Source organism: Bradyrhizobium sp. USDA3010 (genome assembly GCF_056429065.1).
This window is the reverse complement of record NZ_JBWJZD010000019.1, coordinates 82,686-97,663: the sequence shown is the minus strand read 5'-3', so window position 1 is coordinate 97,663 and position 14,978 is coordinate 82,686. Positions and strand designations below refer to the sequence as shown.

10 protein-coding genes are annotated in these 14,978 nt (G+C 64.5%); 5 read left to right on the top strand and 5 right to left on the bottom strand.

Translation table 11 applies throughout. From position 1 onward, the window contains the following. Positions 1–54: 54 nt before the first annotated feature. The gene (locus AC066Y_RS26120) at positions 55–1,185 is read left to right on the top strand and encodes a Cj0069 family protein (RefSeq protein WP_478276357.1); all 1,131 of its coding nucleotides are present in this window, start codon (positions 55–57) and stop codon (positions 1,183–1,185) included. A 185-nt stretch (positions 1,186–1,370) separates the two neighbouring features. Here the strand turns inward: AC066Y_RS26120 and maiA are convergent, their stop codons facing one another. From maiA to metF, 3 genes are all read right to left on the bottom strand, one after another. After that, entirely contained in the window at positions 1,371–2,030 is a 660-nt protein-coding gene (maiA, locus tag AC066Y_RS26115) for a maleylacetoacetate isomerase (protein WP_478276356.1), read from the bottom strand. A gap of 226 nt (positions 2,031–2,256) precedes the next feature. Continuing rightward, on the bottom strand, positions 2,257–6,111 hold the full coding sequence (metH, locus tag AC066Y_RS26110; RefSeq protein ID WP_478276355.1) for a methionine synthase: 3,855 nt from the start codon (positions 6,109–6,111) through the stop codon (positions 2,257–2,259). Between the two features lie 14 nt (positions 6,112–6,125). Then, complete coding sequence (gene metF, locus AC066Y_RS26105; RefSeq protein ID WP_092119088.1) at positions 6,126–7,040, bottom strand: methylenetetrahydrofolate reductase [NAD(P)H]; 915 nt, start codon at positions 7,038–7,040, stop codon at positions 6,126–6,128. A 390-nt stretch (positions 7,041–7,430) separates the two neighbouring features. On the opposite strand from metF, the gene AC066Y_RS26100 reads away from it, so the two are divergent. After that, positions 7,431–8,450, top strand: a complete 1,020-nt coding sequence (locus AC066Y_RS26100; RefSeq protein WP_478276354.1) for an LLM class flavin-dependent oxidoreductase — start codon at positions 7,431–7,433, stop codon at positions 8,448–8,450. A 146-nt stretch (positions 8,451–8,596) separates the two neighbouring features. On the opposite strand, the gene AC066Y_RS26095 is transcribed toward AC066Y_RS26100, so the two are convergent. Together AC066Y_RS26095 and AC066Y_RS26090 are read right to left on the bottom strand one after the other, a co-directional pair. After that, entirely contained in the window at positions 8,597–9,457 is an 861-nt protein-coding gene (locus AC066Y_RS26095; protein WP_478276353.1) for a prephenate dehydratase, read from the bottom strand. Positions 9,458–9,478: 21 nt separating this feature from the next. Further along, positions 9,479–10,219, bottom strand: a complete 741-nt coding sequence (locus AC066Y_RS26090) for a 3-deoxy-manno-octulosonate cytidylyltransferase (RefSeq protein ID WP_478276352.1) — start codon at positions 10,217–10,219, stop codon at positions 9,479–9,481. A gap of 199 nt (positions 10,220–10,418) precedes the next feature. Between AC066Y_RS26090 and AC066Y_RS26085 the strand changes: the two genes are divergently transcribed. The 3 genes from AC066Y_RS26085 (at position 10,419) to AC066Y_RS26075 (ending at position 14,975) form a co-directional block, all read left to right on the top strand. After that, complete coding sequence (locus AC066Y_RS26085; RefSeq protein ID WP_478276351.1) at positions 10,419–10,967, top strand: c-type cytochrome; 549 nt, start codon at positions 10,419–10,421, stop codon at positions 10,965–10,967. A gap of 215 nt (positions 10,968–11,182) precedes the next feature. Then, positions 11,183–13,087 carry an extracellular solute-binding protein gene (locus tag AC066Y_RS26080; protein ID WP_478276350.1) on the top strand — a complete coding sequence of 635 codons (1,905 nt, stop codon included), beginning with the start codon at positions 11,183–11,185 and terminating at the stop codon, positions 13,085–13,087. Positions 13,088–13,103: 16 nt separating this feature from the next. Beyond that, positions 13,104–14,975 carry an extracellular solute-binding protein gene (locus AC066Y_RS26075; RefSeq protein WP_478276349.1) on the top strand — a complete coding sequence of 624 codons (1,872 nt, stop codon included), beginning with the start codon at positions 13,104–13,106 and terminating at the stop codon, positions 14,973–14,975. The last annotated feature ends 3 nt before the right edge of the window (positions 14,976–14,978 follow it).

The following is a 14,978-nucleotide window of genomic DNA, read 5'->3' as shown; positions in this document are numbered from 1 at the left end:
CGTGAGACCTCGGTCCAAGCTCTGCGCGACACTCAACCGTCGTGGAGCTTTCATATGGACACCGAACCAAACACATCCCGTCGTTCCAAAATCGCCATCCTGTGGCGTGGCGATGCCGCGTCGCGCCGGGAGGCGACCCCACAAAACAGCCGTTTCGTTCGCGTCTTCGAAGCGCTCGCCGCTTCCGGCATCGACGCTTTTCCCGTCGTCTATGACGAGGCCGTCGCCGATCTCGTCCGCGACCAATTGCTGACTGCGGACGGCGTTCTCGTCTGGGTCGATCCGATCCATCAGGGCAAGACCCGCGCGGCGCTCGATCCGCTGCTGCGCGAGGTCGCGGCGAAGGGACCGTGGGTCAGCGCACATCCCGACATCATCCTCAAGATGGGCGTCAAGGACGTGCTCTATCGAACGCGTCATCTGGGCTGGGGCGCCGACACGCATCGATACGCCACCGCGGGCGCCTTCCGCGCCGAATTCCCGTCGCGCCTTCGCGCGGCCGGCCCGCGCGTGCTCAAGCAGAACCGTGGCAATGGCGGGCAGGGCGTCTGGAAGGTCGAAGCCTTGAAGGTGGAAGGTTTGCCGAATGCGGACGCGACCGTCCGCGTGCTTCACGCACTGCGCGGTAGCCGGCCCGAGGAGCTGCCGCTGGACGCCTTCATGGCGCGCTGCGAGCCGTATTTCGGTTGGGGCGGCTGCATCATCGATCAGGCATTCGAGCCGCGGCTGCCCGAGGGCATGATCCGTTGCTATGTCAGCGGATCGAAGGTCGCGGGCTTCGGACATCAGCTGATCAAGGCCTTGATCCCGCCACCGCCGGAAGGTCCGGATTCACCGGAAGCCCAACCCGGACCGCGCATCATGCACGGTCCTGATGCCGCACAATTCCAGACGCTGCGGCGGCTGATGGAGGAAGAATGGATTCCAGGGTTGATGGCTGCGCTGGCGATCGATGAAGCGTCGCTGCCGGTGATCTGGGACGCGGACTTCCTCTACGGTCCGCGCGATGCCGATGGCGCCGATAGCTATGTGCTCTGCGAGATCAACGCGAGCTCGTGCTTCGCGATTCCCGACGAAGCGCCGGCGGCGATCGCACGGACGGTCATGTCGCGAGAATGCGGTTGTATAACTCACAAGCCGCGCCACGACACTCACCGTCGTCCCGGCGAAGGCCGGGACCCATAACCACGAATGACTATCGTTGCGCGACGTTTGAACGACGAGTCCACTGAATCAGCTGCGAGTCCCGTCATCCTGAGGTGCGAGCGGAGCGAGCCTCGAAGGATGAATCGGCCACCAGCGGGGCCGTCGATCCTTCGAGACGCGCGCAAGTGCGCGCTCCTCAGGATGGCGGGAATGCTAGCGATGCACTACTTTGCCCGCATCGCCTCGGGCGTATCCGGCTGCGCGGAGGGATGCGCCTTGGCGAACGCCGACAGCGCCATTGCGGTGTCGTGGATGCGCTTCACGGTCGGCCAGGGCGACAGGCTGATCTGCTGGTTGATCGCCGCGGTGACATGGCCGACCAGGCAGATATCGGCGAGGGTCGGCGCATCGCCGTGACAGAACTGGCCGGTTGCGTTGTGGCCGGCGAGGTGGCCCTCGAGCGCCGCCAGCGTCTCGACCGTCCAGTGCCGCCGCCAGGCGTTCTGCTGGCTGTCGCGCAGATCGAGCTCGCGGTCGAGATAGCGGCGCACCCGTGGCGTCAGCAGCGGATGGCCCTCGCAGGCGACGACCAGCGCCAGCCCGCGCACCCGAGCGCGGCCGAGCGCATCTGGTGGCAGCAATGGCGGGCTCGGATAGGTCTCGTCGAGATAGTCGATGATTGCGAGCGACTGGAACAGCACCGTGCCGTCGTCGGTCACCAGCGCCGGCAGCGCCATCTGCGGATTGATCTTGCGATAGGCATCAGTGCGATGCGCGTCCGCATCGATGTCGACGAACACGACGTCCGCCGGAACGTCCTTCAGATTGAGCGCAATCCGTACCCGAAAGCTCGCCAGCGATCGCCAGAAGGAGAAGAACTGCATGGGGAGGGTCCGATGTTCACCTCGCCCCGCCCTTTTGCGGGGAGAGGTCGGCGCGCAGCGCCGGGTGAGGGGCATGGCACGATCGTGCCGCACTATAGCCCTCTCCGACTCGGAAATCCTCACCGAACAACAAAGGAAGCCGTCATTGCGGAGGAACCCCTCACCCGAAGCCTTCGGCTTCGACCTCTCCCCGCAAGAGCGGGGCGAGGTGAAGCGGCGGCTGGAGCTACCCCGCACCCACCTTCTTCTTCCGCCAGGCAAGGTGCACCGCGCAGGTGCAGCCCTGCGGATGCGAGGCCAGTTCCTCGTCGTTGGCGGGCGTCGCGGCGGGCGCGATCGCCTGGCCCTTGGCGCCGTCCTGCGAGGGGATGTAGTTGAGCACCGGCGCGAGCCAGCGCTCAATCTCAGCGACCGTCATGGCCTTGCGTGCGGCATAGTCCTCGACCTGATCGCGCTCGATCTTGCCGACGCCGAAATAGAAGCTTTCGGGGTGCGAGAAATACAGGCCCGAAACCGACGAGCCCGGCCACATCGCGTAGCTCTCGGTCAGCTTCACGCCGGACGTGTTCTCGGCATCGAGCAGCGCGAACAGCGTCCGCTTCTCGGTGTGGTCGGGCTGCGCCGGATAGCCGGGCGCGGGGCGGATGCCGTCATACTTTTCGAGGATCAATTCGTCCGGCGACGAGGCCTCGTCGGGCGCATAGCCCCAGAACTCCTTGCGCACGCGCTGGTGCATGCGCTCGGCAAAGGCTTCCGCCAGACGATCGGCCAGCGCCTTGCACAGGATCGAGGAGTAGTCGTCATTGGCGTTCTTGAAGCGGTCGGCGACCGCATCCTCGCCGATCCCCGCCGTGACGACGAAGCAGCCGATATAGTCGGGCACGCCGGTCTCCCTTGGCGCGACGAAGTCGGACAGCGCGGCGTTGAAGCGGCCCTCGCGCTTCTCGAGCTGCTGGCGCAGCGTGTGGAAGGTCGCGATCTTCTTGGCGCGGCTCTCGTCGGCATAGACCTCGATGTCGTCGCCGAGCGCATTGGCCGGCCAGAAGCCGATGGTGGCACGGGCGGTGAACCACTTCTCCTTGATGATCGTGTCGAGCATCTTGCGCGCGTCGGCATAGAGCGAGCGGGCGACCTCACCGACCTTGGGGTCGTCGAGGATCGCCGGGAAGCGGCCGGTCAGCTCCCAGGTCTGGAAGAACGGCGTCCAGTCGATGTAATCCGCGAGCTCGGCGAGATCGTAGGCGTCAAAACTCTTCAGCCCGAAGAACGCCGGCTTCTTCGGCGGCGCTGCCGCAAAGTCGATCGCGACCTTGTTGGCGCGGGCGTCGTTGAGCTTCAGCCGCTTCTTGTCGGCCTGGGCGCGGAAATGCGCCGTCGAGATCTTGGCGTATTCGGCGCGCACCTCGGCGGCATAGGCCTGCTTCTTCTCGGCCGACAGCAGCGAGGAGGCGACGCCGACGGCGCGGCTCGCGTCATTGACATGCACGACCGGGCCGCCCGGATAGTTCGGGTCGATCTTCACCGCGGTATGCACGCGGCTCGTGGTGGCGCCGCCGATCAGCAGCGGCACGTTCATGCCCTGCCGTTCCAGCTCGCCGGCGAGGAAGCTCATCTCGTCGAGCGAGGGCGTGATCAGGCCGGACAGGCCGATGATGTCGGCGCCCTCGGCCTTCGCGGTCTCGATGATCTTGTTGGCGGGCACCATGACGCCGAGGTCGATGACCTCGAAATTGTTGCACTGGAGCACGATGCCGACGATGTTCTTGCCGATGTCATGGACGTCGCCCTTCACGGTCGCGAGCACGATCTTGCCCGCGGCGTTGCGGCCGCCGGTGATGCCGTTGGCGAGGTTGCGCGCCTTCTCCTCCTCCATGAACGGCATCAGATAGGCGACCGCCTGCTTCATCACGCGGGCCGACTTCACCACCTGCGGCAGGAACATCTTGCCGTCGCCGAAGAGATCGCCGACCACGTTCATGCCGGCCATCAGCGGCCCCTCGATGACGTCGAGCGGACGGGACGTGTTCTGGCGGGCGGCTTCGGTGTCGGCCTCGATGAACTCGGTGATGCCGTGCACCAGCGCGTGGCTGAGCCGCTTCTCGACCGGCCATTCGCGCCAGGCGAGATCCTGCTCCTTGGTCTGCTTCTCCTTGCCGCGGAATTTCTCGGCAAGCGCCAAGAGCCGCTCCGACGCGCCCGGGTCGCGGTTGAGGATCACGTCCTCGCAGGTCTGGCGCAGCTCGGGGTCGATGTCGTCATAGACGATCATCTGCCCGGCATTGACGATGCCCATGTCCATGCCGGCATGGATGGCGTGATACAGGAACACCGAGTGCATCGCCTCGCGCACCGGCTCGTTGCCGCGGAACGAGAACGACAGGTTGGAGACGCCGCCGGAGATGTGCGCGCCGGGCAGGTTCTGCCGGATCCAGCGCGTCGCCTCAATGAAGTCGACGCCGTAATTGTTGTGCTCCTCGAGGCCGGTCGCGATCGCGAAGATGTTCGGATCGAAGATGATGTCCTCGGGCGGGAAGTCGAGCCGGTTGACCAGAAGGTCGTAGGCACGCTTGCAGATCTCGGTCTTGCGCGCGAACGTGTCGGCCTGGCCGGTCTCGTCGAACGCCATCACCACCACGGCGGCGCCGTGGCGCTTGGCGACGGTTGCCTCGTGCAGGAACTTCTCCTCGCCTTCCTTCATCGAGATCGAGTTCACGATCGGCTTGCCCTGGATGCATTTCAGGCCGGCCTCGATGACGTGGAATTTCGAGGAGTCGACCATCACGGGCACCCGCGCGATGTCGGGCTCGGCGGCGACGAGGTTGAGGAACGTCACCATCGCCGCTTCGGAATCGAGCAAACCCTCGTCCATGTTGACGTCGATGACCTGGGCGCCGTTCTCGACCTGGTCGCGCGCGACCTGAAGCGCGGCGGTGTAGTCACCCGCGGTAATCAGCTTGCGGAAGCGCGCCGAACCCGTGACGTTGGTGCGTTCGCCGACATTCACGAACGGAATTGCATCGGTCAGCGTGAACGGCTCGAGGCCGGAGAGCTTGAGCCGCGGTTCGATCTCGGGCACGACGCGCGGCTTGTGCGGGGCAACCGCCCTGGCGATCGCCGCGATATGGTCGGGCGTGGTGCCGCAGCAGCCGCCGACGATGTTGACGAGGCCAGCGGCGGCGAACTCGCCGATCAGCCGCGCCATGTAGTCCGGCGTCTCGTCATACTGGCCGAACTCGTTGGGCAGGCCGGCATTCGGATAAGCACACACAAGCGTGTCGGCGACGCGTCCGATATCGGCGATGTGCGCGCGCAGATCCTCGGCGCCGAGCGCGCAGTTGAAGCCGATCGTGATCGGCTTGGCGTGCCGCACCGAATGCCAGAACGCCTCCGGCAACTGCCCCGAGAGCAGCCGGCCGGACTTGTCGGTGATGGTGCCGGAAATCATCACGGGCACGTCGATGCCGCGCTCCGCGATGAGCTCGGCGATCGCATACAGCGCCGCCTTGGCGTTCAGCGTGTCGAAGATGGTCTCGACCAGCAGCAGGTCGGCGCCGCCGTCGAGCAGGCCCTTGGCCTGTTCGCCATAGGCCTTGCGCAGATCGTCGAAGGTCACCGCGCGATAGCCGGGATTGGAGACGTCGGGCGAGATCGAGGCGGTGCGGTTGGTCGGGCCGAGCGCGCCGGCGACGAAGCGCGGCTTGCCGTCCTCGGCGCTCACCCGCTCCGCGGCCGCACGCGCGAGCCGCGCGCCCTGCAGGTTGAGCTCATAGGCGAGGTCCGACATGTCGTAGTCGGCCTGCGCGATCGAGGTCGAGGAGAAGGTATTGGTCGCGACGATGTCGGCACCGGCACGCAGGTAGGCGGCGTGGATGTCCGTGATCGCCTCAGCCTGGGTCAGGATCAGGAGATCGTTGTTGCCCTTGATGTCGCGGTGGAAGTCCTTGAAGCGTTCGCCGCGGAAGGCGGCTTCGTCGAACTGCAAACCCTGGATCATCGTGCCCATGGCGCCGTCGAGCACCAGGATGCGCTCGCGGGCAGCCGCGAGCAAAGCGTTACGCTTGGGGGAAACGGGAACGGACATCGATCGCTTTCTGGTCAGGCAGCTTTTTGGGCACCGGTCGGCCGGATGCCGAGCAGGTGGCTGATCGCGAACACGAGGTCCGCGCGGTTCATGGTGTAGAAGTGGAAGGTGTCGACGCCGTGCTTGAACAGCTTCTGCACCTGGCCGGCGGCAACGGTGGCGGCGACCAGCTTGCGGGTCTCGGCGTCGTTGTCGAGGCCCTCGAATTTCTCGGCGAGCCAGTCCGGCACGCTGGTGCCGGCGCGGGTGACGAAATTGCGGGCCTGCTTGAAATTGTGCATCGGCATGATGCCGGGCACGATCGGAATCTCGATGCCGCGTGCGCGCACCCGGTCGACATAGCGATGGTAGAGGTCGTTGTCGAAGAACACCTGGGTGATCGCGCGCGTCGCGCCGGCGTCGACCTTGGCCTTCAGCGTGTCGATGTCGGCGTCGAAATCGGCGGCTTCCGGATGCTTCTCCGGATAGGCGGACACCGAGATCTCGATGTCGGCGTGGCGCTTCTTGATGGCGGCGACGAGCTCGGCGGAGCTTTGGTAGCCGTCGGGATGGGTGAAGTAGGGCGTGCCGATGCCGCCGGGCGGATCGCCGCGCAGCGCCACGATGTGGCGGACACCGACCTCATGATAGCGGTCGACGATCTCGTCGATCTCGCCGCGCGAGGCGCTGACGCAGGTCAGATGCGCGGCCGGCAGCAGATCGGTCTCGCGCAGGATGCGGCTGATGGTGGAGTGGGTGCGCTCGCGGGTCGAGCCGCCGGCGCCGTAGGTGACCGAGACGAAGTTCGGCGTCAGCGGCGCCAGGCGATTGATGGTCTCCCAGAGACTGCGCTCCATCTCCTCGGTCTTCGGCGGGAAGAACTCGAAGGAGATTTTCGGCGTTTTCGGCGCGCGCTGCCCGTTCGGCAGGGAGGAAATGGTCTCGGTCATGATACGCAAGGGCTCCGCAACTGGAGGGCAGACGTCCGGCCTGGCTATGGAGGCCCTAAGATAGGCGAAACCGGTGGGCCGAAACAGCCCATCGGATATGGGAAATTGCCCATTGACGACCAAGATGTGCTCAAAATGAGCGGTCGAGGACGAGTAGTGGGCTGCGCATTCAGCCGGCGAACAGTGGAATTAATTTATTGAATTATCTGAATAAAAAAGTTATCTCGAGTCGATTGAATGCCCGAATCGGCTGTGGGCAGGATCGCATGTCAACGAATCTTTGCATTTCGTCCCAAGAGTCGCGATGAGCCGCGCCGACTTTCCGGTGCGGGACTGGTCTGCGCGGCCGGCGTCTTTGTCGCCTCGTGGCGCCACATTAGGTTGTCGGCCATGATCCCGCTCTCCGTCCTCGACCTGTCCGTCGTCACGTCAGGCACCAAGCCCGCCGCTGCGCTCCGCAACAGCATCGATCTGGCGCGTCATGTCGATGGTCTCGGCTACGTCAGATACTGGCTCGCCGAGCACCACAACCTCGCCTCCGTCGCGAGCCCGGCGCCCGATCTGATGATCGGGCAGATCGCGGCGGTGACGCAGCATATCCGCGTCGGCTCCGGCGGCGTGATGCTGCCCAACCACGCGCCGCTGGTGGTCGCCGAGCGTTTCAAGATGCTGGAGGCGCTGTTTCCCGGCCGCATCGATCTCGGCCTCGGCCGCGCGCCCGGCACCGATGGCGCCACCGCCTACGCACTGCGCAGCCGGCTCGATCGCCGCGAGGGCGACGATTTCCTCGAGCGGCTGCATGAGCTGATCTTGTGGGAGACGCGCGATTTCCCGGCCGGCCATCCCTACAACAATGTGGTGGCGATGCCGGACGATTCGCCGCTGCCGCCGATCTGGCTGCTCGGCTCGAGCGACTATTCGGCCGAGCTCGCCGCGCAGGTCGGGATGGGCTTTGCGTTCGCGCATCATTTTGCCACTCACGACGCAATCGCGGCGATGACGAATTATCGCGCGCATTTCAAGCCGTCGGGCTGGCGTGCGGCGCCGCAGTCGATCCTGGCGGTCGCCGTCGTCGCGGCCGAGACCGATGCGGAAGCCGGGCGGCTTGCGATGTCGATGGATCTCAACCGGCTGCGCCGCGATCGCGGCCAGTATCTGCCGCTGCCGAGCGTCGAGGAGGCAGAGGCCTATCCCTACACCGACGCCGAGCGCGCCTCGATCGCGCGCAACCGCGCGCGACTTTTCGTCGGCAGCCCCGCAACCGTGATGACGAAGCTGCAGCCGCTGATCGCGGCGAGCCAGGCGGATGAGCTGATGGTGATCACCGCGGTCTACGACCATGCGGCGCGGAAGAAGTCTTACAGCCTGCTTGCCGAGGCGTTCGGCTTGCAGAAGGCCGCCGCATCATGATCGTCGTCGCGGCGCAGGCCGGGACCCATCACCACCGATGGTTATTGTTGCGCGATGCTTGAACGACGAGTCCCATCCACAACATCGGCTGCGGCGTATGGGTACCGGCCTACGCCGGGACGACGTATGGAGACGGCTCGCACGACTCAGCTCTGCGTTTCGCTAAACGTCGCGCGGAACGGATGGCCGGGATAGACGCCGACGATACGGAATTCGCGCGAGAAGAATTTCAGCTCTTCCAGCGCGAAGGCAAGTCCGCGGTCGTCAGGATGACCGTCGACATCGGCATAGAATTGCGTGGCGAAGAAATTGCCGTCGACCATGTAGCTTTCGAGCTTGGTCATGTTGACGCCGTTGGTGGCGAAGCCGCCGAGTGCCTTGTAGAGCGCGGCGGGCAGATTGCGCACCCGGAAAACAAAACTGGTGACCAGCGGCCCGGAGCCCTGCGCAGCCCATTTAGCCTCGCGCGCCAGCACCACGAAGCGGGTGGTGTTGTGGGCCTCGTCCTCGATGTCCTCGGCGAGAATGTCGAGGCCATAGATTTCGGCGGCGAGGCGCGAGGCGATCGCCGCCACGCTCTTGTCGCCGCGCTCGGAAATATCGCGGGCGCTGCCGGCGGTGTCGCCGGCGACGATCGACCGGATGCCGAGCTTGCGGATGATGCGCCGGCACTGGCCGAGCGCGTGGACGTGGCTCTCCACGCTCTTGATGTCGGCGAGCTTGGTGCCCTTGACCGCCATCAGCTGGTGGCGGATCGGCAAGAACCATTCGCCGACGATGAACAGGCCCGAGGCAGGCAGCAAATGATGGATGTCGGCGACGCGGCCGGCGACCGAATTCTCGATCGGGATCATGCCGAGATCGGCCTCGCCCGAGGCAATCGCGGCCAGCGCGTCCTCGAAGGTCGGGCAGGGCATCGGCTCGGCGTCGGGATAGGCCTCGGCGATCGCGATATGGGAATTGGCGCCAGGCTCGCCCTGGAACGCGATTTTCAGCTTCTTGGTCATGGGTGGCCTTTTAGCAGCGGCTTAGGCTTTTGCCAGTATCCGCCGGGCGGTTTCGAGGTCGGCCGGGGTGTCGACGCCGCGGGGGACGGTGTCGACGATGGTGATGTCGATCCGCATCCCGGCCTCCAGCGCCCGCAACTGCTCGAGCTTCTCCTGCTGCTCCAGCGGCGAGGGCGGCAGCCGCACGAACCGCTCCAAGGCGGCACGACGGTATGCATAGAGGCCGATATGGTGGTAGCGCGGTCCGTCGCCGTAGGGCGCGGTGGCGCGGGTGAAATAGAGTGCGCGCAGCCGGTTCGCGCCGATCGGGGAGCCGACCGCCTTGACGACGCTGGGAGCCAGATCCTCCTCCTCGGTATGGATTCGCGAGGCCAGCGTCGAGATGTCGACGGTGGGATCGGCGAGCGGCGGCATCACGCTGCGGATCGTTTCTGACGTGATGGTCGGGAAATCGCCCTGCAGATTGACCACGATTTCGGCTGCGCCGTCCGGGTCGAGGATCGTCATCGCTTCATGGATCCGGTCCGAGCCGGAGGGATGGTCCGGGCGGGTCATGACGACCTCGCCGCCCGCAGCCTTCACTGCGGCTGCGATCTCCGCCGCGTCGGTTGCGACCGCGACCCGGCCGATCCCGGCCGCCTCGGCCCGTCGCAGCACATGGACGATCATCGGCGCGCCCGCGATATCGAGCAGCGGTTTGCCGGGGAGGCGCGTGGCGGCCATACGGGCCGGAATCAGCACCAAGGTACGGGGTTGGGTCATTCGTGTCGGGGCCCGTCCGGCCTGCGGAAATTGGCGGGGAGGAGGTTGAATTCGGCGCGTTTATACGGGTTGCCAGAGCGCGGGCAAACCGATATCTCAACCCTGCTTGGGGCGGTGCGATAAGGCCGATTCCCAGGTCTTTCCCCGCGGCCGTATTCCCGGCCTGAAGTCGACATTCAAGGCCCGGAGCCTGACCGAAATGGACTCCTTCGAACTCAACAAAATCCTCGGTGCGGTCCTCGGCACCTGCATCGTCGTCCTGGTGATGAGCTTTGCCGCCAGCGCGAAATTCGCGCCGAAGCTGCCGGAGAAGCCGGGTTTTGAGATCGCGGTGAAGGAAGAGTCCCATGGCGGTGGCGGCGAGGCCGCTGCGGCCGCCTCCGAGCCGATCGAGAAGCTGCTGCAGACCGCCTCCGTCGAGAAGGGCGCAGCCGCCGCCAAGAAGTGCCAGGCCTGCCATACCTTCGAGAAGGGCGGCCCCAACCGCGTCGGCCCGAACCTCTACGGTATCGTCGGCGAGAAGAAGGGCGAGGGCCGTGGCTTCAATTTCTCGGCCGCGATGAAGAGCAAGGGCGGCGACTGGTCCTTCGACGACCTGAACAAGTTCCTGACCAACCCGAAGGGCTTCGTCCCGGGCACCGCGATGGGCTTCGCCGGCGTGCCGAAGGACAGCGAGCGCGCCGACATCATCGCCTATCTGAATTCGAACTCGGAGCATCCGGCTCCGCTCCCGACCGCTTCGAAGTAACGAATTGCTTCGCGCAAGCATGCGGATGAAACGGCCAGGCACAGCCTGGCCGTTTTCGCATGGGGAATCCGCTGTCGCGGGGTTGTTATCGGGACGTTTCGCCGCACCGATATTGTTCCCGGGCCAATATCATGAGGAAAAAGCAACGTAATTTGTCGAACCGTTGCCTTATATTGGGTCCCATGTAACGGGGGCCGCAAGCAGGAAGACCGAATTTGGCGATCACCCGACGACACCTCCTTCAAGGCAGCGCACTGGCGGCACTCGCCCCGGCGCTCGGACTGAACTCCGGCCTGTCGGCGATCACGCCGGCACTCGCCGACGACGCCCCCAACGGGCTGAAATGGCGCCACGGCCTCTCCACCTACGGGGAAATCAAGTACCCGGCCGACTTCAAGCGTTACGATTATGTCAAGCCGGACGCGCCGAAGGGCGGCGTGGTGCGGCTATTCCAGCCCGGCACCTATGACAGCTTCAACCTGGTGGTTGCGGGATTGAAGGGCACGGTCGCCGCGGCGGTCACCCGCATTTACGACTCGCTGATGGAAGCCTCGCTCGACGAGCCCGATACCTATTACGGCGAGCTCGCCGAGGGCGCAGCCTTCCCCGACGATTTCTCTTACGTGATCTACCGCCTCCGTCCCGGGTCGCGCTGGCACGACGGCAAGCCGGTCACGCCTGAAGACGTGATCTTCTCCTTCGAGGCGCTGAAGGCGAACAGCCCGATGTTCAGCGCTTACTACCGGCATATCGCAAAGGCCGAGAAGATCGGCGATCGCGACGTCAAGTTCACCTTCGACAGCCCGGGCAACCGCGAGCTGCCGATGATCACCGGTCAGCTCGTCATCCTGCCCAAGCATTGGTGGGAGGGCACCGACGCGCAGGGCAAGAAGCGTGACATCACCGCGAGCACGCTGGAGCCGCCGCTCGGGTCCGGCCCCTACAAGATCAAGGAATTCGTCGCCGGACGATCGGTCGTGCTCGAGCGCGTCAAGGATTACTGGGGCAAGGACATTCCGATTGCGATCGGGCAGAACAATTTCGACGAGCTGCGCTACGAGTATTTCCGTGACGACACCGTCGCGCGCGAGGCGCTGAAGGCCGACCAGTTCGATTGGTACAACGAGCGCAGCGCCAAGGAATGGGCGTCGGCCTACGACGTTCCGCCGGTGCGCGAGAACCGGCTGCTCAAGGAGCTCTTCACCGTCCGCAATCAGGGCCGGATGCAGGGCTGGGTGTTCAACCTGAGGCGCCCGAAATTCGCGGACCCCAGGCTGCGCCGGGCCTTCAACTACGCGTTCGATTTCGAAGAGATGAACCGCGTGCTCTCGACCGGCGAGTACCATCGCGATTCGAGCTATTTCGACGGCATCCCCGATCTGATGGCGACCGGCCTGCCGGAAGGCAAGGAGCTCGAGCTCCTGGAGACGGTGCGTGACAAGGTGCCGCCGGAAGTCTTCACCACGCCCTACACGAACCCGGTCGGCGGCACGCCGGAAAACGTCCGCGCCAATCTGCGCGAGGCGACGCGGCTGCTGAAGGAAGCCGGCTTCGAGATCCGCGATCGCAAGCTGGTCGATTCCTCGGGCCAGCCGTTTACGGTCGAGATCCTCGGCAACAGCGGCGATTCCGGCATGGAGCGGATCACGCTGTTCTACAAGCCGAGCCTGGAGCGCCTCGGCATCACCGTCAATCTGCGCGCCGTCGACACCGTGCAGTACCAGAACCGGGTACGCGATTTCGATTTCGAGATGGTCACCCAGGTGTGGGGACAGTCGATCTCGCCCGGCAACGAACAGCGCGACAATTTCGGCTCGCAGGCTGCCGACCGGGCGGGCTCGAACAATCTTCCCGGCATCAAGAATCCGGCCGTCGATGCCATCATCGAGCGCATCATCTTCGCCAACAGCCGCGCCGATCAGATCGCCGCCGCCAAGGCGCTGGACCGGGTTCTGCTCTGGAACTTCTATTGCGTTCCACACTTCAACTACGACAAGCAGCGCTATGTCTATTGGGATCGCTTCAGCCATCCCGATCCGCTGCCGAAATACGCGGTTTCAGGATTTCCAAATCTCTGGTGGTACGACGTCGACAAGGCAGCCAAGCTCAAGCGTTCATAAGCTCAAGGATCCGCGCATGGCGCTATTCTCCCGTCGGCACGCACTCGGTCTCGGCATCGGCGCGTTGAGTGCTGCAGGCCTGCGGACTGCACCGGCACTGGCCGACAACGGAACCGAGATGCACGGCATGTCGGTGTTCGGCGACCTGAAATATCCCGCGGATTTCCAGCAGTTCGACTATGTCAATGTGAGGGCGCCGAAGGGCGGTGTGTTTTCGACGATTCCTTCGACACGTGCCTACAACCAGTCCTTCTACACCTTCAGTTCGTTCAACGCCTTCATCCTCAAGGGTGAGGGCGCGAAGGGCATGGAGCTGACCTTTGACTCTTTGATGGCGCGCGCGGCGGACGAGCCTGATGCGATGTACGGCCTGGCCGCAAGATCGGTCTCAATTTCTCCCGACAAGCTCACATACCGCTTCACGATGCGGCCCGAGGCCCGCTTTCATGACGGCTCGAAACTGACTGCGCAGGATGTCGCCTTCTCGCTCAACACGCTGAAGGAGAAGGGACATCCGTTGATCGTGGTGCAACTGCGCGATTTCGTGAAGGCCGAGGCGCCCGACGACGGCACTGTGATCGTGACCTTCGCGCCAAACCGCGCGCGCGATGTGCCCCTTTATGTTGCGGGTTTGCCGATCTTCTCGAAGGCCTATTATGCGAATCGGCAGTTCGAGGAGTCCACGCTGGAAGTTCCGCTTGGCTCCGGGCCGTACAAGGTCGGCAAGTTCGAGGTCAATCGTTACGTCGAGTATGACCGCATCAAGGATTGGTGGGCGGCAGACTTGCCGGTCAATCGCGGCAGCTACAATTTCGACACCGTGCGCTACGAATTCTATCGCGACCGCGACGTGGCGTTCGAGGGCTTCACCTCGAAGAGCTATCTGTTCCGCGAGGAGTTCACGGCCCGCGTTTGGGCGACGCGGTACGATTTCCCGGCACTCAAGGACGGACGGGTCAAGCGCGAAACATTGCCGGACGAGACTCCGTCCGGTGGACAGGGCTGGTTCATCAACACCCGTCTCGACAAGTTCAAGGACCCGCGCGTCCGCGAGGCGTTGATCTATGCCTTCGATTTCGAGTGGACCAACAAGACTATTATGTACGATGCGTATGCGCGCACCGTCTCGCCGTTCCAGAATTCGGACATGGTGGCGAACGGCTTGCCCTCGCCGGAAGAATTGAGACTGCTCGAACCGTTCCGGGGCCAGGTGCCGGATGAGGTGTTCGGCCAACCCTTTGTGCCGCCGGTGTCAGACGGATCGGGACAGGACCGCGCGCTCCTGCGCAAGGCGACGCAACTGCTCAACGAGGCGGGATGCGTCGTCAGGGACGGCAAGCTCCGGTTGCCTAACGGCGACCAGCTTACAATCGAGTTTCTGCTGGATGAGCCGACGTTCCAGCCGCATCACGCCAGCTTCATCAAGAATCTCAAGCCGCTTGGGATTGATGCGACCATCCGGCAGATCGACGCCGTGCAGTATCGCGCGCGCGTCGAGGCTTTCGATTTCGAGGTGACGACCGAGCGTATGTCCATGTCAGCGACGCCGGGTGACAGCCTGCGGCCTTACTTCTCGTCCCAGGCTGCGGCCACCAAAGGCTCCTACAATCTGGCGGGTGTTGCCAACCCGGCAATCGACGCATTGACCGAAAAGGCCATTAATGCCGAGACGCGGGCGGACTTGACCTTTGCTTGCCGCGCCCTCGATCGCGTCTTCCGCGCCGGCCGCTACTGGGTGCCGCAATGGTACCGCAACACGCATCCGATCGCCTATTGGGATCAGTTCGGCCATACCGAGAAGCTGGCGAAATATACCCAGGGCGTCGGTGCGCCGGAGAATTGGTGGTACGATGCGGCCAAGGCCGCCAAGCTCGAGCAGGCGAAGTAGCCG